The organism is Pseudomonas sp. PNPG3 (assembly GCF_023093815.1).
GTDB lineage: Bacteria > Pseudomonadota > Gammaproteobacteria > Pseudomonadales > Pseudomonadaceae > Aquipseudomonas > Aquipseudomonas asiatica.
The window spans coordinates 29,399-47,079 of the sequence record NZ_JALLKV010000005.1; the positions used below are offsets into that span (position 1 = coordinate 29,399).

Here is a 17,681-nt window from a genome sequence, read left to right on the forward strand (position 1 = left end):
AACGCCCCCGAATGCACCCCAAAAGCGATCACATGAACCGTTTAATCAGTTCATTCTGGTGCGAATTTTCCCGTTTCCAGGGCTTTATCGGCAAATTCCGCTTCTTTTCGGAGCCTTGGTTTGGTTCTTGCATTTTTTGCCCAAAGACTGGAATCAGCGGATCCACCGCGCGCCCGACCATGGCCGCGCCCATGCCCGACACGCGCCAAAAGAGGTCGACGACGCCCTATGACCATCAGCGATGCCCAGCACCGTCTACTTCTGGACAACCTGACCACCGCCACGCTGCTGCTCAACGCCGAGCTGCGCCTGGAGTACATGAACCCGGCCGCGGAAATGCTTCTGGCAGTGAGTGGCCAGCGCAGCCATGGGCAGTTCATCAGCGAGCTGTTCACCGAGTCGACCGAAGCGCTCAGCTCGCTGCGCCAGGCGGTCGAGCAGGCGCATCCGTTCACCAAGCGCGAAGCGCAGCTCACCTCGCTGACCGGGCAGACCATCACCGTCGACTACGCGGTTACGCCGATCCTGCACCAGGGCCAGACCCTGCTGCTGCTCGAGGTGCACCCGCGCGACCGGCTGCTGCGCATCACCAAGGAAGAGGCCCAGCTGAGCAAGCAGGAAACCACAAAGATGCTGGTACGCGGCCTGGCCCATGAAATCAAGAACCCCCTCGGCGGCATTCGCGGCGCAGCTCAGCTGCTGGCCCGCGAGCTGCCTGAAGAAGGCCTGCGCGACTACACCAACGTGATCATCGAGGAAGCCGATCGCCTGCGTAACCTGGTCGACCGCATGCTCGGCTCGAACAAGCTGCCGTCGCTGGCCATGACCAACATCCACGAAGTGCTTGAGCGGGTCTGCAGCCTGGTCGAGGCCGAAAGCCAGGGTTGCATCACTTTGGTGCGCGATTATGACCCCAGCCTGCCTGACGTATTGGTCGACCGCGAGCAGATGATCCAGGCGGTGCTCAACATCGTGCGCAATGCCATGCAGGCGATCAGTTCGCAGAACGAACTGCGCCTGGGCCGCATCACCCTGCGCAGCCGTGCCCTGCGCCAGTTCACCATCGGCCATGTGCGCCATCGCCTTGTGGCGAGGGTGGAGATCATCGACAACGGCCCGGGCATCCCGCCGGAACTGCAGGACACCCTTTTCTATCCCATGGTCAGCGGTCGCCCGGACGGTACCGGGCTGGGCCTGGCCATTACCCAGAACATCATCAGCCAGCACCAGGGCCTGATCGAGTGTGAAAGCCATGCAGGCCACACCGCATTCTCGATCTACCTGCCCCTGGAACAAGGAGCCACCGCCTCATGAGCCGAAGTGAAACCGTATGGATCGTCGACGATGATCGCTCCATCCGCTGGGTCCTGGAAAAAGCCCTGCAACAGGAAGGCATGACCACCCAGAGCTTCGATAGCGCCGATGGCGTCATGGGCCGCCTGGCACGCCAGCAACCTGACGTGATCATTTCCGACATCCGCATGCCGGGCACCAGCGGCCTTGACCTGCTGGCACAGATCCGTGAGCAGCACCCGCGCCTGCCGGTCATCATCATGACCGCCCACTCCGACCTGGACAGCGCCGTTGCGTCGTACCAGGGCGGTGCATTCGAGTACCTGCCCAAGCCATTCGATGTGGACGAGGCGGTCTCGCTGGTCAAGCGCGCCAACCAGCACGCCCAGGAGCAACAAGGGCTGGATGTGCCGCAGAGTCTGGCGCGCACCCCGGAAATCATCGGTGAAGCACCGGCAATGCAGGAGGTGTTCCGCGCCATCGGCCGCCTCAGCCACTCCAACATCACCGTGCTGATCAACGGTGAGTCCGGTACCGGCAAGGAGCTGGTGGCCCACGCCCTGCACCGCCACAGCCCGCGTGCGGCCTCACCGTTCATCGCCCTGAACATGGCAGCCATCCCCAAGGACCTGATGGAGTCCGAGCTGTTCGGCCATGAAAAGGGCGCCTTCACCGGCGCCGCCAACCTGCGCCGAGGGCGCTTCGAGCAGGCCGACGGCGGCACCCTGTTCCTCGACGAGATCGGCGACATGCCCGCCGACACACAGACCCGCCTGCTGCGAGTGCTGGCCGATGGCGAGTTCTATCGCGTGGGCGGCCACGTACCGGTCAAGGTCGATGTGCGCATCATCGCCGCCACTCACCAGAACCTGGAGTCGCTGGTGCAGGCCGGCAAGTTCCGCGAGGACTTGTTCCACCGCCTGAACGTGATCCGCATCCACATTCCGCGGCTGGCCGACCGCCGCGAAGATATCCCTGCCCTCGCCCGCCACTTCCTCGCCCGCGCCGCCCAGGAACTGGCGGTCGAACCGAAGATCCTCAAGCCGGAAACCGAGGAATTCATTCGCAATCTGCCGTGGCCGGGCAACGTACGGCAGATGGAGAACACCTGCCGCTGGATCACCGTGATGGCCTCCAGCCGCGAAGTGCTGATCGGCGACCTGCCGCCGGAGCTGTTGAACCTGCCACAGGACGCCGCACCGGTAACCAACTGGGAGCAGGCCCTGCGCCAGTGGGCCGACCAGGCGCTGGCGCGCGGGCAGACCAGCCTGCTGGACAGCGCAGTGCCGAGCTTCGAGCGGATCATGATCGAGACAGCCCTCAAGCACACTGCTGGCCGTCGGCGCGATGCGGCACTGTTGCTGGGTTGGGGACGCAACACCCTGACGCGCAAGATCAAGGAGCTGGGGATGAATGTGGCGGGGGGCGATGATGAGGAAGGTGACGAGCACTGAGTTCCAGGTAAACCAATAGTTGTTAGGGGCCGCTTTGCGGCCCCTAACATTTCAGCCCTTCGATGCACCGATCCTGTGCCCGATGCACCTCACTAAGGCACAAATCCCCTCAAAAAACGGCCAATTCACCCTGAAAGCCCAGATTCACGGGCTTTTCAAAACTGGCACGCCCCCTGCAATAAACAATACATATCCAGTTTCGGGGGCCCTGGTACAGGCAGGCCGGGTGAACCCCTCTTTTATTCGCAACATCGCCAGTTTTGGGGACCTCGGTACAGGCAGGCCGGGCCATCCCCTCTTTATACGCAGTACCCCTTTCGGGGACCCTGGTACAGGCAGGCCGGGATATCCCCTCTTTTATTCGTGAAGTTTCACCTGCAACCGCCAGCGCCCAGCGTCCTCTGCACCGGCCCACTCGCCGTGCAGGGGGCGCGCGGCCACCACCGTCAGCAACAGCCCTTCCTTGCTATTCTGCACCCGCCAACTCACAGGCTTGCCCTGCAGGCTCAGTTGCCCTTGCCGGGCCTTGCCTTGGGCCTGGAACAACAGTGCTACGGTTCCGTCCACATTCTCGCCATGCAGCTGAGGCTCTTCGTTGAACCACAGCTCCAGGCCATCCTGCACCACCTCCACCTGCTGCAACTCGCGCTCGTCGGGTGTAGTCAGGCGGCCGATCATCAACCCTACCATCAAGCCGACGATCGCCAGCGACAGCATCACCCGCGGGAACGCCTTCGAACGCACGTCCGGTTCGGGGGTAGAATGCCCGTCATCTTCACGCTTGGAGCCGTGCATGTTTCACGTCATCCTTTTTCAACCAGAAATTCCGCCGAATACCGGCAACATCATTCGCCTCTGCGCCAACAGCGGCTGCGACCTGCACCTGATCGAGCCCATCAGCTTCGAACTGGACGACAAGCGCCTGCGGCGCGCGGGGCTGGATTACCACGAGTATGCCACGCTCAAGCGCCACGAGAGCCTGGCCGGATGCCTGGAAAGCCTGGGCAACCCACGGCTGTTCGCCTTCACCACCAAGGGCTCGCACCCGTTCCACGAAGTGGCTTACCAGCCGGGTGATGCCTTCCTGTTCGGGCCAGAAAGCCGCGGCCTGCCGGCCGAAGTACTGGACAGCCTGCCGGCCGAACAACGCCTGCGCCTGCCGATGCGGCCGGGGTGCCGCAGCCTGAATCTGTCCAATACCGTGGCTGTGACGGTGTATGAGGCGTGGCGGCAGAATGGGTTTGCCGGCAGTTGATGCGCTGCCGGCGATAGGGCCGGAACAGGCCAACAAAAAAGGCGACCGAAGTCGCCTTTTTTCAAACGCAGCTATTACTGCACAGTCGGCGCTTCGCCGGCTTCCTGCATGCGCTGCATTTCTTGCGCGTACAGGGCGTCGAAGTTGACCGGCGACAGCATCAGGGCCGGGAACGAACCGCGGGTCACCAGGCTGTCGAGGGTCTCGCGGGCGTACGGGAACAGGATGTTCGGGCAGAACGCACCCAGGGTGTGGCTCATCGAAGCCGCGTCCAGGTTCTTGATCAGGAAGATACCGGCCTGCTGCACTTCAGCGATGAAGGCCACTTCGTCACCGTTCTTGACGGTAACCGACAGGGTCAGTACCACCTCGTGGAAGTCGCCTTCCAGGGCTTTCTGCTTGGTGTTAAGGTCCAAGGCAACGCTCGGCTCCCAGGTCTGGCGGAAGATCTGCGGGCTTTTCGGGGCTTCGAACGACAGGTCGCGCACATAGATGCGCTGCATGGAGAACTGAGGGCTGTTGTCTTCTGCAGCAGCGCCGTTGGTCTGTTGGTCAGTCATGGCAGATCCTTATCCTAATGTTTTTGAATGCAGTGCAAATCAGGCCGCCAGCAGCGCGTCGAGCTTGCCGGCGCGCTCCAGGGCATAAAGGTCATCGCATCCACCGACGTGGGTGCTGCCGATCCAGATCTGCGGCACAGATGTACGGCCGGCCTTCTGGCTCATCTCGGCACGAACCTGTGGCTTGCCGTCGACCTTGATTTCCTCGAAGGCCACGCCCTTGCTCTCGAGCAGGTACTTGGCGCGCATGCAGTAGGGGCAGTAGTCGCTGGAATAGACGATGACGGGCTTCATATCACTTCACCAGGGGCAGGTTATCGGCTTTCCAGCTGGAAACGCCACCGCTCAGTTTGGCGGCGTTGTAACCAGCCTTGAGCAGCTCGCGGCAGATGGTGCCGGACTGCTGGCCCATCGAGTCGACGACGATCAGGGTCTTCTCTTTGTGCTTGTCCAGCTCGCTCATGCGGTTGACCAGCTTGTCCTGCGGGATGTTCACCGCACCGACGATGTGACCGGCGGAGTATTCCTTGGTCGGGCGGATGTCGATGACCAGGGCTTTCTCGGCATTGACCAGGGCAGTCAGCTGGCCGTTGCTCAGGCTCTGGCCGCCGCGACGGATTTCGTTGACCAGCAGCGCGACCAGCAAAACAACGAAGATCGCCACCAGGATGTAGTGGTTTGTCGCAAATTGAATCAGGTTAGCAACCATCTGGGGTGTTCCACGCGATTGAAAATGCCGGCCAGTATACACAGGCCCTTATTGCCACCAAAGCCCGACGGGCCGGCCGGAAAGGTACCTTCATGTTGCCACATTGGCCACGCTGGTCAGGGAACAGGACGAATATTCGCCGCCGGTGGCGCATTTGCCCTAAAATGCGTGTCTTTATCATCTTTGAACAACCGTGAGTTTGATTGATGACGAGTACGCCCAAACCCCTGGTCCTGATCATCCTGGATGGCTTCGGCCACAGCGAAAGCCCCGAATACAACGCCATCTATGCCGCCAACACACCGGTCTATGACCGCCTGCGCGCCAGCCAGCCGCATGGCCTCATTTCCGGCTCGGGCATGGATGTCGGCCTGCCGGACGGGCAGATGGGCAACTCCGAAGTCGGTCACATGAACCTCGGCGCCGGCCGCGTGGTGTACCAGGACTTCACCCGAGTGACCAAGGCCATCCGCGACGGCGAGTTCTTCGAGAACCCGGTTCTGACCGGCGCCGTGGACAAGGCAGCCAGTGCCGGCAAGGCCGTGCACATCCTCGGCCTGCTGTCGGACGGCGGCGTACACAGCCACCAGGACCACCTGGTAGCCATGGCCGAACTGGCCGCGCAGCGCGGTGCGGAAAAGATCTACCTGCACGCCTTCCTCGATGGTCGCGACACGCCACCACGCAGCGCGCAGTCGTCCATCGAACTGCTCGACGCCACCTTCGCCAAGCTGGGCAAGGGCCGCATCGCCAGCCTGATCGGCCGCTACTACGCCATGGACCGCGACAACCGCTGGGACCGCGTCAGCGCCGCCTACAACCTGATCGTGGACAGCGCTGCCGAATACACCGCCGACACCGCCTTGGCCGGCCTGGAAGCGGCCTACGCCCGCGACGAGAGCGACGAGTTCGTCAAGGCCACGCGCATCGGTGAAGCCGTCAAGGTCGAAGACGGCGATGCGGTGATCTTCATGAACTTCCGCGCCGACCGCGCTCGCGAACTGTCGCGCGTGTTCGTCGAAGCCGACTTCAACGAATTCCCGCGTGCCCGCCTGCCAAAACTGGCCGCCTACATCGGCCTGACTCAGTACTCGGCGAAAATCCCGGCCCCCGCCGCCTTCGCCCCGGCCAGCCTGAACAACGTGCTGGGCGAGTACCTGGCGAAGAACGGCAAGACCCAGCTGCGCATCGCCGAGACCGAGAAATACGCCCACGTCACCTTCTTCTTCTCCGGTGGCCGCGAAGAGCCGTTCGAAGGCGAAGAGCGCATTCTGATCCCATCGCCGAAGGTCGCCACCTACGACCTGCAGCCGGAAATGAGCGCACCGGAAGTTACCGACCGCATCGTCGAGGCTATCGAGCAACAGCGTTATGACGTGATCGTGGTCAACTACGCCAACGGCGACATGGTCGGCCATACCGGCGTGTTCGAGGCTGCGGTGAAAGCCGTCGAGGCCTTGGATGGCTGCGTCGGGCGCATCGTCGAAGCTCTGGACAAGGTCGGCGGCGAAGCGCTGATCACCGCCGACCACGGCAACGTCGAACAGATGGAAGACGAATGCACCGGCCAGGCGCACACCGCGCATACCACCGAGCCGGTGCCGTTCATCTATGTCGGCAAGCGCAACGTCAAGGTGCGTGACGGCGGCGTGCTGGCCGATGTGGCGCCGACCATGCTGAAGCTGCTGGGGCTGGAAAAGCCGGTGGAAATGACTGGTACCTCGATCCTGGTCGACGCCTGATTCTGTTTATTGGGGCCGCTCTGCGGCCCCAATAACACATGAATTCCAGACAAACGCCCCTCTGCACCCGCAGCGAGGCGTTTTTTTTGCCCGCCCGCGCGGGCATACTAGGCCAGTCTCCATCCTTGGTACGCCAAACCCCATGCTTCGCGCCCTGATCCTCCTAGCCCTGTCTTGCCTGCTCAGCCCGGCCTTTGCCGATGAGCGTGCGCAGACCCAGCAGCAACTGGACGCCACCCGCCAGGACATTGCCGAGCTCAAGAAGACGCTGGGCAAGCTCCAGGAAGAAAAGGCCGGTGTGCAAAAGGACCTCAAAGCCACCGAGACCGATATCGGCAACCTCGAAAAGCAGGTGGAGGCCCTGCAGCAAGAACTAAAAAAGACCGAGGGCGAGCTGGAGCGCCTTGATACCGAGAAAAAAAAACTCCAGAGCGCCCGCGTTGAACAACAGCGACTGATCGCCATCCAGGCCCGTTCGGCCTACCAGAACGGCCGCGAGGAATACCTCAAGCTGCTGCTCAACCAGCAGAACCCCGAGAAGTTTGCCCGCACCCTCACCTACTACGACTACCTGAGCAAGGCGCGCCTGGAGCAACTGCGCACCTTCAACGAAACCCTGCGCCAGCTGGCCAACGTCGAACAGGAAATCGCTACCCAGCAGCAACAGTTGCTGGCCCAGCGCGCCGACCTCGACAGCCGCCGCCAGGCCCTGGAAACCGAGCGTGGCAAGCGCCAGCAGGTGCTGGCCAAGCTCAACAGCGACATGAAGGACCGCGACCAGAAGCTGCAATCGCGCGAGCAGGATCAGGCCGATCTGTCCAAGGTACTCAAGACCATCGAGGAAACCCTCGCCCGCCAGGCCCGCGAAGCCGAAGAAGCGCGCAAGAAGGCCCTGCTGGCCCAGCAGGAAGCGGAAAAACGCCGCCAGCAGGAAGCCCTGGCCGCCGCTGCCGCCCGCGAGCAGGCCCGCGAACCGGTGGAGCCACCGAAAAAGGCCCGCACCACCCTGGGCCCGCTGGTTTCCAGCGACGGCGCGAACTACGGCGGCGCATTTTCTGCCGCACGGGGAAAACTTCCCTGGCCAGTCAATGGTCGATTGCTGGCACGTTTCGGTGATGCCCGCGGCAGCGATGCCCGTGCCAAGTGGGACGGGGTGATGATCAGCGCCAACCCGGGCACCCAGGTCCGTGCCGTGCACGGCGGGCGCGTGGTGTTCGCCGACTGGTTGCGCGGTGCCGGGCTTCTGGTCATTCTCGACCATGGCAACGGTTACCTGAGCCTGTACGGCCATAACCAGAGCCTGCTCAAGAGCGCCGGTGATATCGTCAAGGCTGGCGAGGCCATTTCCACCGTTGGCGACAGCGGCGGCCAGGACGCTTCCGGCTTGTACTTCGCCATCCGCCAGCAGGGCCGGCCTACCGACCCTTCGCAGTGGTGCCGGGGCTAAGTCAAATTTCTACGGGGTAGCCCACGGGCTGCGCCGATGCTCCCAAGGGAGCGCTTACAGGATCAGGAGTTCGTTCGACATGCTGCACTCGCCTCGTCTCACCCAGCTGGCCCTGTCCATCGCCCTGGCGGTCGGCGCGCCCCTGGCCACTGCCGCGGAGCCGGCCAAGCCGGCCGCAGTACCGGCCACCGAGGTGACCGCCAAGGCGCCACTGCCGCTTGAAGAGCTGCGCACCTTCGCCGAGGTCATGGACCGTATCAAGGCGGCCTATGTGGAGCCGGTGGATGACAAGACCCTGCTGGAAAATGCCATCAAGGGCATGCTCAGCAACCTCGACCCGCACTCGGCCTACCTCGGCCCAGAGGACTTCCAGGAGCTGCAGGAAAGCACCAGCGGCGAGTTCGGCGGGCTGGGCATCGAAGTAGGCCAGGAAGACGGCTTCATCAAGGTGGTCTCGCCGATCGATGACACCCCGGCCTCGCGTGCCGGCGTGCAGGCCGGCGACCTGATCGTCAAGATCAACGGCGCCCCGACTCGTGGCCAGACCATGACCGAAGCGGTCGACAAGATGCGCGGCAAGGTGGGCGAGAAAATCACCCTGACCCTGGTGCGCGACGGCGGCAATCCCTTCGACGTGACCCTGGCCCGGGCGGTCATTCAGGTCAAGAGCGTGAAGAGCCAGCTGCTGGAGAACGACTACGGCTACATCCGTATCACCCAGTTCCAGGTCAAGACCGGCGACGAAGTAGGCAAGGCCCTGGCCAAACTGCGCAAGGACAACGGCAAGAAGCTGCGCGGCGTGGTGCTGGACCTGCGCAACAACCCGGGCGGCGTGCTGCAGTCGGCGGTGGAAGTGGCCGACCACTTCCTGACCAAGGGCCTGATCGTCTACACCAAGGGCCGCATCGCCAACTCCGAGCTGCGCTTCTCGGCCGACCCGGCAGACGCCAGCGACGGCGTGCCACTGGTTGTGCTGATCAACGGCGGCAGTGCCTCGGCCTCGGAAATTGTCGCCGGCGCCCTGCAAGACCAGAAACGCGCCGTGCTGATGGGCACCGACAGCTTCGGCAAAGGCTCGGTGCAGACCGTGCTGCCACTGGCCAACGATCGTGCGCTGAAGCTCACCACCGCGCTGTACTTCACCCCCAACGGCCGCTCGATCCAGGCCCAGGGCATCGTCCCCGACATCGAAGTGCGCCCGGCCAAGCTCACCGCCGAAGCCGACACCGACAACTTCAAGGAAGCCGACCTGCAGGGCCACCTGGGCAACGGCAACGGCGGCGCCGACCGACCGACCGGCAGCGGCAAGCGCAAGGAGCGCCCGCAGGATGACGACTTCCAGCTGAGCCAGGCCCTGAGCCTGCTCAAAGGCCTGAACATCACCAAGGGCGACTGATCCACCCCATGCGTTATCTGCTGTGTCTGCTGTTCTGCCTGATGGCCGGGGTCGCGCAAGCGGCACCGGCCGGCAAGGCCTACATGAGCATCATCATCGACGACCTGGGCCAGAGCAGCGAGCGCGACAGCCGTACCTTGGCCCTGCCCGGCCCGGTGACCATGGCGATCATGCCCGACACCCCGCATGCCACAACGTTCGCCCGTCAGGCGCACAAGGCCGGCAAGACGGTGATCCTGCACATGCCCATGGACCCGGCCACCGGCCCTTACGCGTGGCACCCCGGCACGCCGATCGATGAACTGGCCAAACGCCTGGACGCAGCCCTGGCCAAGGTTCCGTATGCCGCCGGCATCAACAACCACATGGGCAGCCTCATGACCGCCCAGCGTGAGCCGATGGCCTGGCTGATGGGAGAACTGCAGCGCCGACACCTGTTCTTCGTCGACAGCCGCACCAGCGCCGCCACCGTAGCGGCGGCCGAGGCCCAGGCGCTGGGGCTGGCACATGTTTCGCGGGATGTGTTCCTGGATGACGTGCGCACCCCCGAGGCGATTACCCTACAGCTTCAGCAAGGCATCGCACTGGCGCGCAAGCAGGGTTCTGCCGTGCTGATCGGCCACCCCTACCCGCAGACACTTGAAGTATTGGCGCACGAGCTACCACACCTGCGCAGCCAGGGCGTCAGGCTGATAAACCTGCAGCAGATGATCGCCGAGCGGAGTAATCAGGCCATGCCCGCACATGGCAAGCATGGCCGCTACAGCAACCGCTGAAACATCCACCACTTGGCCGCTGCACTATTCGGGTGGAAGCCTTCAGTCGAACGGAATGATCCCGTCTACCTGCTCCAGGCGCAGGTCACCGCGGTAGATCGATAGCAGCTCTTTACGCTGGGTCGCTGCACGCAACTGGGCCTTGCGCCCTAGCTTGCGCTCCCTCCAGAGCTTGAGGTGGCCTTTGACGAACTCGCGTGCCGCTGCACTTTCACTCGTATAGTGGAAGTGCGCCTCCCACACACAAATGCCCTGTGTTCGCCCAGTCGCCGGCGGCCGACGGATCTCGTAGATGTCGAGGTAGTCCTCGACACTGATCCGCTTCCGCTCAGGGACGCGAGAGATGGTCACTAGGCGCCGCTTCCACAGAAACCGCAAACTTTCAGCCGTGGGACGGTGGCTAGAAAGGTATAGTTCCGTCAAACATTCATCATGCGAAGTTTCCAGCCGGGTGATGCCATCGCTCAGCGCCTCGATCACCTGTTTCGTCGAGTCGAGACGCGGCAACCGCCCAAGCACTTCTTCAAGTTTTTCCTTATGCCCGTCAATGATGGTTGAAAGACTAATGGGCTGATCAGACTTGATATATTGCCTGGCAAGCTTGATGACCGACTCGATGTCACCTATCAGCGCTTGCGCCTGCTTGGTGAGCGCACCCGAAGCCACGGGCGTTACTAAATCCTCTGGAGTAACCGTGACATCCTCGACCCACTTCCCATCCTTTTCACGGAACGTTTTCAGCACGGCCTTGCGATAGTCGAGTTGCTCAATGACCGACCGCCCATCGACCTCCCGCTGTAGGCCGACAACGCTCCTGCCCCGCTGGGTCCGCACGACTCGGCGCTTACCGCCGCGGGCGGGGTAAAGTGATACCCGCGGCCTTGGCTGCTCGGCCAGCTCCTGCTCGCGCACGAGCTCCTCAAACGCAGCCTCGGCCCTTGCCTTCAATCCCTTCAGAACCCTTCGGTAGTCTTGCAGCGACGCCGCTCTGATCGCCTCGCCGCCAAAACTGCGCAGGTACTCACTCATGGCCAGCGCCTGCTCGTAGGCGTCCACCACACCTTTCAGAATTTCAATGCGTTCCACGGTAGAGAACACGCCTCCCGCAAGATCTGCATGAGCGGCCCCGGCGCTCTGCAATTCAGGCCCATTCAGATAGGCCTCGTATTCCACGAGTACGCGCTCGTCGACCTCCGCCAGGCGGTCCAGGCTAGCTTCCGCCAAGTCCGTCAACTGACGAAACGCCAGGTCTGTTGCCGACAGCCGACGCCGCTCGATGAGACCGTTGAGTTCCTTCGTTTTACTCATACTCTTGCCAGTGACGGCATCGGTAAAGACAATCTCGTCGTCCTTGAGCGTGCACTCCAGTAGCCGGTCGAAGTCGACCAATATTTTTTCAAGGTCGCGCTCCCACTCCACCACTTGCTGAAGCTTTGTGTAGAAGTCCCGATAGTGCTGCTTCTCACCTTCCAGTTCAGGCAGGACGACCAGGGATTCGGCAAGCGTGTTTATATCAGCAGCGTTAATCAGGCTCGCCAATTCGTTGTAGTAACTTTCGCAGTTCGAGATCAGCTCTTGCCGGCTTGAACTGCGTTGCTGCTTCAAGGCGTCTTCCAGGCTGAGCCCATAAGAGCTCAGCGGAATGATCTTGGTGAGTACCTCATCGTGCTCGAGCGCGTTGCGTATCACACTTTTCAAATCAGCCAGAACCCGCAACTTGGCTTGGTGATTGAGTGACTCCAGGAGTTTGACCTGTTCACTGCCGCTGCTTCTGGCCGCCTCGAGCTTCTTGGTACTGTCCAGCAGAAACTCACGATGTTTGCGGAATTCCTCGCTAAGTGCGTTATTTTTCAGGGTCAAGTTTTTTTCAAGGTCCATCAATTCTTCAAGCTTCTGCCTGTTCTGCCGCTGCAGAATTTCCCGGCGGGTTTTCGGCCCTCCACCCAACAGTCGCAATGACCGGTCGATGCGCCATGCGCCGTTTTCCAAACTTAGCCAAGGCCCGATGCTGCCCTGCGGACCGACGATGCGGACCTGATCAGTGATCAGCTCGACCCTGTAGACCTCTGCACCCATCTGCGCATATAGCCGATCTTCGATCTGGTACAGCCCTTTGGTAGAGCCTGAAACCACCGGCGTTCGAGCGCTCAAGTCCTGGCCCGAGCGTAGCGCCTTGAGCGATTCACGCTGGGACGGTGTTATCCAGTTGAAACCCTGGTTTCCTCGCCAGGAGAAGTCCAGTTGAATGCCAGTCAGAGACCCTGGCAGCCCCACCTTGCCTTGAGCAGGCACCACCTGCTGCTGGCTGCCTGACGGCAAGGGCCGAGCGCCCCACTCCAACGCCACGGCAGAAGGGGGCGACGCCAGTTGTGGGCCGGGCAACCGCGCGTGCATCAGGGTCATGCCGACGTTGAGTATCAGGTCGACCACCGCAGCCGAACGCTCGAACTCGCTGCCTTCACTCAAAGCCGACACATCGTCCCTGACTGCCGCAACACCCTGCGCCAACCAGGCCACAACGGCGACAGGCCCTCGCAGCAGCGGCGTAACGGTCTGGAACAGCAACCAGGCACCGCGCTCGAGCAGCGCCCAGCGGCTTTCGGCATTGGACGTGACATCTTGCTCTGCAATCGCCACCAGCAGGTCACGATTGGCGTTGTAGAGCTTGGTATCCACATCGATGCTCCACAGACGCAGGGCAAGCTGTGCCGACTCAGGCAGCAGCAAAGGGTCTCCTCCCACGTGCACCAGGCGAGTGTCAGCGCTCAGATCGCTGTGGTAGAACGCACGCGCTTCAGCGCTCATCCACTGCAAGATGCTCGCTTGCAGCGACTCCGACTGGGCAATGTAGGCTTTGAGTTTATCCAGGCTGGCAAACTCCCGGAGCGCTTCGCTTTTGTACAATGGCCGATAGAGCAGAACCACGGAAGGCTCCGCGCAATACAGCAGGTACATGCCCGAGACCAGGTCGTAGCGTTCGGACTGGGTAGCCGTGGTGAATGCCAGCGGGATCAACGACGCCGCCGGCCCCGCGCTGTAAAAGCCTCGGCAGTAGTCGGTAACAACCTGCAGACCGGCATCACTGAGCCTGCGCTCCAGCCTCGCGTCGAGCGCACTGAATATCATCGTCTGCCGCCATTCGCGGGCAAAACGCTCGACCCGTTGCGGGCGCTTCACGGGCTCGTTCATGGCCTGCGCCACATACGCGGGATATTTGCCGCCTATATCAACGCGCTGGACCAGTTCACGCAGGTAGGCGCCTGTCAGCCAAGGCATGATCAACTGGTCATTCTTATGCCGGATACCGGTGATGACGGCATCACCCAGCGAGCTGAGGTTACCGATGGCGAATTCGGTCAACGTCTTGTCGGCAAGCCGTACCCACGGCTCCCCACCGCCCGCCCCAGTAGCAGCACCACCCGGCACGCCTTGGGACAACTTGAGCTCCAGTATCAGATCATCAGGCTGGTAATTGGCCTCGAGCGGATAGTCCGCCAGTAGCGCTTCGCGAAGTTTCTGGCGGGTATAGGAATGCAGATCCAGAATCTCATCCGGCGCCGTGGAGCCTTCGCATATCGCCTGCTCCAGGGCCAGTTCGAATACCGCATCCTGATAGGCAAAACTGTCAGCCGCCTTGGCCTTGAGCAGGCCAGGCAGGGGCTTCGCCGGCTCATCCTGACCGACGAAGTAGCCGTCGATGAACCACTGCTCCGGGGCGCTCAGCGCGTCGAACACCTGCTCCAGTTCCGCCACGTTACCCAGGTGATAATGCCGGACGCCGCTGGCACGGGTAAGCATATTGTCCAGCAGAAGTGCCGTTTGCTGGGCGAAAATATCGCCTTCCAGCTCCTGACGGTGCCAGGTGAATGCATCGTATTGGAACCGTTCAGCCAATGTGTCCCGCAGGGCTTCGGCAAACTCATCAAGCGAATCGAACGCACGAACAACGCTTGAGGGAGAACACCACAGCACGACCTGCCTTTCATCCCATTCTCCGGTAACCAGCAGCATGGTCTGCATCTCGCGGGTTTGCTGCCCGCGCAAATCCAGTTGCACTTCCACGACGAACACTGAAGGCGATGCCGTACCACCACCCAGCAGCCCGTGCACACAGGCCTGCTGCTGGGCATCCAGGCCCTGCAGAGGCAAATTACTCAGCAATGCTGTCTTCAGCAGCAACTGCAACCAGCGGTCGCGTGACACACCTGCTGAGCCAATGGCTTGCCAGTAGTCGATCTGCGCCTGGCACCAGTCTTCGTCCAACTGCGCGATCAATGCGTCGAAACCATCCGTCCCGGCAACCAGTTGTATCACACCGAATGCGTCATCGGCCCCTGGGAACAGGAAAGGGGAAGCCAGAGTCAGCGCAAAAGCTCGCCCGTTTATCGGCTCCAGATCTAGCGACTTGCCATCCAGCCAAGCCTGCAGCACTGCATCAATCAGGGGCTTTCGATCCCAGTGCGGCTGGCTTGGATGAGGTATCAGCAGCTCCAGCGCTTCAGCGGTAAGTACCGGTTCGACATCAGTCAACACTGGGTGCCGCACTTTCAGCTGCGCCAGCAATTGGTCGCCGACCACCTTTCGCAGGGTAGGTCGGCCTGCGAACTGGCGAGCGACCGCCGCCTTGAAATCGAATACAGAATCAGGGGGGGTTGGCATGACAGGTCCTCTTGTTGGTGGGGTGGCCAACCTAGAGAAACCGCTCTTATCCATGGTGCTGGATAAATAGCACCCGCCCAACAAAAAAGGCCCTGTTCTTGGGAACAGAGCCTTTCTCACTCAACGCAGCGATCAGCTGTACACACGCCCCAGCAACTGGCGGTGGCTTTCGAACTGGTCCAGCACATCACGCACGATCTGCTCCGGCGCAAAGCCCATCAGGTCGTACTCCTGGCTGCCATCGTGCAGGTACACCTCGGCGCGGTAGAAGCGCTGGCGCACTTCCGGCTCACCTTCCACCGGCGCTTCGCTCGGCGCGGCCAGGTAGCCATCCAGGCTTACTTCATAGACGAACGGGTTGCCCTCTTCCATCAACACCCGCAGGCCCATCATGTTGCGCGACTGGCCAACCCGGGTTTCCACCTCGAAGCCCAGGGTCTGCAACTGCGCGGCGGCTTCTTTCAGCGCCGGGCTGACCTGCTTGTCCATGAAACGCTGCACCACGGCCTGGGTCGGCTGCAGTTCCAGCTGGGTCAGGCGCTCGCTGAAGCCACGACGGCCACGTGCGGCCAGCTCGGCACGCTCCTGCTCCACCACCACGTCCTGCTTCATGGCCTTGTACAGGCCGAACATGAACAGCACCAGCACCACCGAGAACGGCAGGCCCGCCAGTACCACCATGGTCTGCATGGCCTCGAAGTTACCGGCGAACAGCAGGCCGATGGTGACCAGGGTGATGACCACCGACCAGAACACCACCATCCAGTGCGGGGCGTCTTCGTCAACCTTGCCACCTTTGCACGACAGGTTGGCCATCATCACCGCGCCGGAGTCGGCCGGGGTGAGGAACAGCACGAAGCCGACGAACACCGCTACACCGATGACGATCTTGGCCGCCGGGAAGTATTCCAGCAGCTGGTAGATCGACATCGACGGCTGTTCCAGGGCGGTCTTGCCGAGTTCCACGGCGCCCTGGTTGATCACCAGGTCCAGCGCGGTGTTGCCGAAGATCGACAGCCAGGCCAGGGTGAAGCCCAGCGGGATCAGCAACACGCCGCTGACCAGTTGGCGCACGGTGCGGCCCTTGGAGATACGGGCAATGAACATGCCGACGAACGGGCCCCAGGAGATCCACCAGGCCCAGTAGAACACGGTCCACAGGCCCAGCCAGCGCTCGGACTTGCCGGCTTCGCCTTCATACACATAGAGGTCGAAGGTTTTCAGCACGATGCCGTTGAGATAGTCGCCGATGTTCTGCACGAAGCCGTTGAGCAGGTGCAGGGTTTCGCCGCCCAGCAGGACGAAGATCAACAGGCCGCTGAACAGCACGATGTTCAGGTTGGACAGGCGGCGAATGCCGTTTTCCACACCCGAGACCGCCGCCACGGTGGCAACGCCGGCCATGACCAGGATCACCACCAGCAGGTTGGTCTTGCTGTGGTCCATGCCGAACAGGTATTCCAGCCCGGAGGCCACCTGCATCGAACCGATGCCCAAGTTGGTCACCAGGCCCAGAAGTGTGACGAACATGCCGAAGATGTCCACGGCATTGCCGGCAGCACCCTTGACCCAACGCTCACCCACCAGCGGGTACAGCGCCGAGCGCAGCGCCAGCGGCTGGTTGTGGCGGTAGGCGAAGTAACCCACGGCCAGGCCGACCAGGGCGTAGATCGCCCAGCCATGCAGGCCCCAGTGCAGGAAGGTCAGCTGCAGGCCCTGGCGCGCTGCGTCGAGGCTGGCAGAAGTGCCTTCCGGTGGGTTGAAGTAGTGGTCCAGCGGCTCGGAGGCGCCGAAGTACAACAGCGAAATGCCGATACCGGAGGAGAACAGCATGCCGGCCCAGGCGCCATAGCTGAAGTCGGGCTGGTCATCCTTGCCGCCAAGCTTGAGCTTGCCGTAGTCGGAGAAGGCCAGGTAGATGACGAACAGCAGGTAACCGCCGATTACCAGCATGTAATACCAGCCGAAGGTGCGCGTCAGCCATTTCTGGGCTACGCCCAGCACTTGGCCGGCGGTTTCGGGTACAGCGATAAGCAAGGCAGTCAAAACGAGAATCATCAGCGCGGAGGTGAAGAACACCACGCGGTTGACCCGTACCCTCTCGGCCGGAGGGTTGGTAAGTGAGGCAGAACTCATTGCACGAATGCTCCGGGCAGTGCGGCTGTGGAGGCTAATCAGTCTTTCCCGAGCAATTGGTGGAATATCCCCACTGCATCAGGTGTTATAAAAGCACCCTTGGAAACCGTGATCCCGAATCGATACGTTGCAAAAAACAGACAGGTGGCCTGCTGCAAATGCCACGCCTCAGCTGAGGTGCGCGCATTCGTCACAGATCACCCCGCCCGCTCCAAGGGCCCGCCGCAGGGTCCATGACCGCACGGCAGAATCTG

At 62.1% G+C, this 17,681-nt stretch carries 13 protein-coding genes; 7 read left to right on the forward strand and 6 right to left on the reverse strand.

Annotated elements, in window-relative coordinates:
- Positions 1-228 precede the first annotated feature (228 nt).
- Positions 229-1,314, forward strand: coding sequence for a nitrogen regulation protein NR(II) (gene glnL / locus MJ643_RS05520; RefSeq protein WP_013974577.1), 1,086 nt, complete (start codon positions 229-231; stop codon positions 1,312-1,314).
- Positions 1,311-2,747, forward strand: a complete 1,437-nt coding sequence (gene ntrC / locus MJ643_RS05525) for a nitrogen regulation protein NR(I) (protein WP_013974578.1) — start codon at positions 1,311-1,313, stop codon at positions 2,745-2,747. Before glnL ends, ntrC begins: the two co-directional genes overlap by 4 nt.
- A gap of 357 nt (positions 2,748-3,104) precedes the next feature.
- On the opposite strand, the gene MJ643_RS05530 is transcribed toward ntrC, so the two are convergent.
- Complete coding sequence (locus MJ643_RS05530) at positions 3,105-3,542, reverse strand: hypothetical protein (protein ID WP_015272117.1); 438 nt, start codon at positions 3,540-3,542, stop codon at positions 3,105-3,107.
- Between MJ643_RS05530 and trmL the strand changes: the two genes are divergently transcribed.
- Complete coding sequence (gene trmL, locus MJ643_RS05535; RefSeq protein WP_013974580.1) at positions 3,541-4,002, forward strand: tRNA (uridine(34)/cytosine(34)/5-carboxymethylaminomethyluridine(34)-2'-O)-methyltransferase TrmL; 462 nt, start codon at positions 3,541-3,543, stop codon at positions 4,000-4,002. The two genes, MJ643_RS05530 and trmL, sit on opposite strands and share 2 nt — an antisense overlap.
- 74 nt (positions 4,003-4,076) lie before the next feature.
- On the opposite strand, the gene secB is transcribed toward trmL, so the two are convergent.
- From secB to MJ643_RS05550, 3 genes are read right to left on the reverse strand one after another with little or no spacing between them, the layout of a single operon-like run.
- Entirely contained in the window at positions 4,077-4,562 is a 486-nt protein-coding gene (secB, locus tag MJ643_RS05540) for a protein-export chaperone SecB (RefSeq protein WP_013974581.1), read from the reverse strand.
- Between the two features lie 39 nt (positions 4,563-4,601).
- Positions 4,602-4,856 (reverse strand): glutaredoxin 3, encoded by a 255-nt coding sequence (gene grxC / locus MJ643_RS05545; protein ID WP_003249204.1) that lies wholly within the window; start codon positions 4,854-4,856, stop codon positions 4,602-4,604.
- 1 nt (position 4,857) lies between these two features.
- A complete protein-coding gene (locus MJ643_RS05550; RefSeq protein ID WP_003259887.1) occupies positions 4,858-5,271 on the reverse strand; it encodes a rhodanese-like domain-containing protein in 414 nt (137 codons plus the stop codon).
- A gap of 206 nt (positions 5,272-5,477) precedes the next feature.
- Between MJ643_RS05550 and gpmI the strand changes: the two genes are divergently transcribed.
- The 4 genes from gpmI (at position 5,478) to MJ643_RS05570 (ending at position 10,632) form a co-directional block, all read left to right on the forward strand.
- Entirely contained in the window at positions 5,478-7,013 is a 1,536-nt protein-coding gene (gene gpmI / locus MJ643_RS05555) for a 2,3-bisphosphoglycerate-independent phosphoglycerate mutase (protein ID WP_013974582.1), read from the forward strand.
- Between the two features lie 142 nt (positions 7,014-7,155).
- Positions 7,156-8,460: a murein hydrolase activator EnvC gene (locus MJ643_RS05560; protein ID WP_038410203.1), complete on the forward strand. Its 1,305-nt coding sequence runs from the start codon at positions 7,156-7,158 to the stop codon at positions 8,458-8,460.
- A gap of 79 nt (positions 8,461-8,539) precedes the next feature.
- A complete protein-coding gene (locus MJ643_RS05565; protein ID WP_023660970.1) occupies positions 8,540-9,856 on the forward strand; it encodes a S41 family peptidase in 1,317 nt (438 codons plus the stop codon).
- Between the two features lie 8 nt (positions 9,857-9,864).
- Positions 9,865-10,632, forward strand: coding sequence for a divergent polysaccharide deacetylase family protein (locus MJ643_RS05570; RefSeq protein WP_024087848.1), 768 nt, complete (start codon positions 9,865-9,867; stop codon positions 10,630-10,632).
- A 42-nt stretch (positions 10,633-10,674) separates the two neighbouring features.
- Here the strand turns inward: MJ643_RS05570 and MJ643_RS05575 are convergent, their stop codons facing one another.
- The gene (locus tag MJ643_RS05575) at positions 10,675-15,291 is read right to left on the reverse strand and encodes a DUF6543 domain-containing protein (RefSeq protein ID WP_247726708.1); all 4,617 of its coding nucleotides are present in this window, start codon (positions 15,289-15,291) and stop codon (positions 10,675-10,677) included.
- 132 nt (positions 15,292-15,423) lie between these two features.
- Positions 15,424-17,370, reverse strand: coding sequence for a BCCT family transporter (locus tag MJ643_RS05580; RefSeq protein WP_230684671.1), 1,947 nt, complete (start codon positions 17,368-17,370; stop codon positions 15,424-15,426).
- Positions 17,371-17,681 lie beyond the last annotated feature (311 nt).

What these genes read in the sequence shown, in the direction of transcription:
- trmL (WP_013974580.1), top strand. Translation starts at nt 3,541, where the DNA reads ATGTTTCACGTCATCCTTTTTCAACCAGAAATTCCGCCGAATACCGGC.
- MJ643_RS05550 (WP_003259887.1), bottom strand. Translation starts at nt 5,271, where the DNA reads ATGGTTGCTAACCTGATTCAATTTGCGACAAACCACTACATCCTGGTG.
- MJ643_RS05575 (WP_247726708.1), bottom strand. Translation starts at nt 15,291, where the DNA reads ATGCCAACCCCCCCTGATTCTGTATTCGATTTCAAGGCGGCGGTCGCT.
- MJ643_RS05565 (WP_023660970.1), top strand. Translation starts at nt 8,540, where the DNA reads ATGCTGCACTCGCCTCGTCTCACCCAGCTGGCCCTGTCCATCGCCCTG.
- gpmI (WP_013974582.1), top strand. Translation starts at nt 5,478, where the DNA reads ATGACGAGTACGCCCAAACCCCTGGTCCTGATCATCCTGGATGGCTTC.
- glnL (WP_013974577.1), top strand. Translation starts at nt 229, where the DNA reads ATGACCATCAGCGATGCCCAGCACCGTCTACTTCTGGACAACCTGACC.
- ntrC (WP_013974578.1), top strand. Translation starts at nt 1,311, where the DNA reads ATGAGCCGAAGTGAAACCGTATGGATCGTCGACGATGATCGCTCCATC.
- MJ643_RS05570 (WP_024087848.1), top strand. Translation starts at nt 9,865, where the DNA reads ATGCGTTATCTGCTGTGTCTGCTGTTCTGCCTGATGGCCGGGGTCGCG.
- MJ643_RS05560 (WP_038410203.1), top strand. Translation starts at nt 7,156, where the DNA reads ATGCTTCGCGCCCTGATCCTCCTAGCCCTGTCTTGCCTGCTCAGCCCG.
- secB (WP_013974581.1), bottom strand. Translation starts at nt 4,562, where the DNA reads ATGACTGACCAACAGACCAACGGCGCTGCTGCAGAAGACAACAGCCCT.
- MJ643_RS05530 (WP_015272117.1), bottom strand. Translation starts at nt 3,542, where the DNA reads ATGCACGGCTCCAAGCGTGAAGATGACGGGCATTCTACCCCCGAACCG.
- grxC (WP_003249204.1), bottom strand. Translation starts at nt 4,856, where the DNA reads ATGAAGCCCGTCATCGTCTATTCCAGCGACTACTGCCCCTACTGCATG.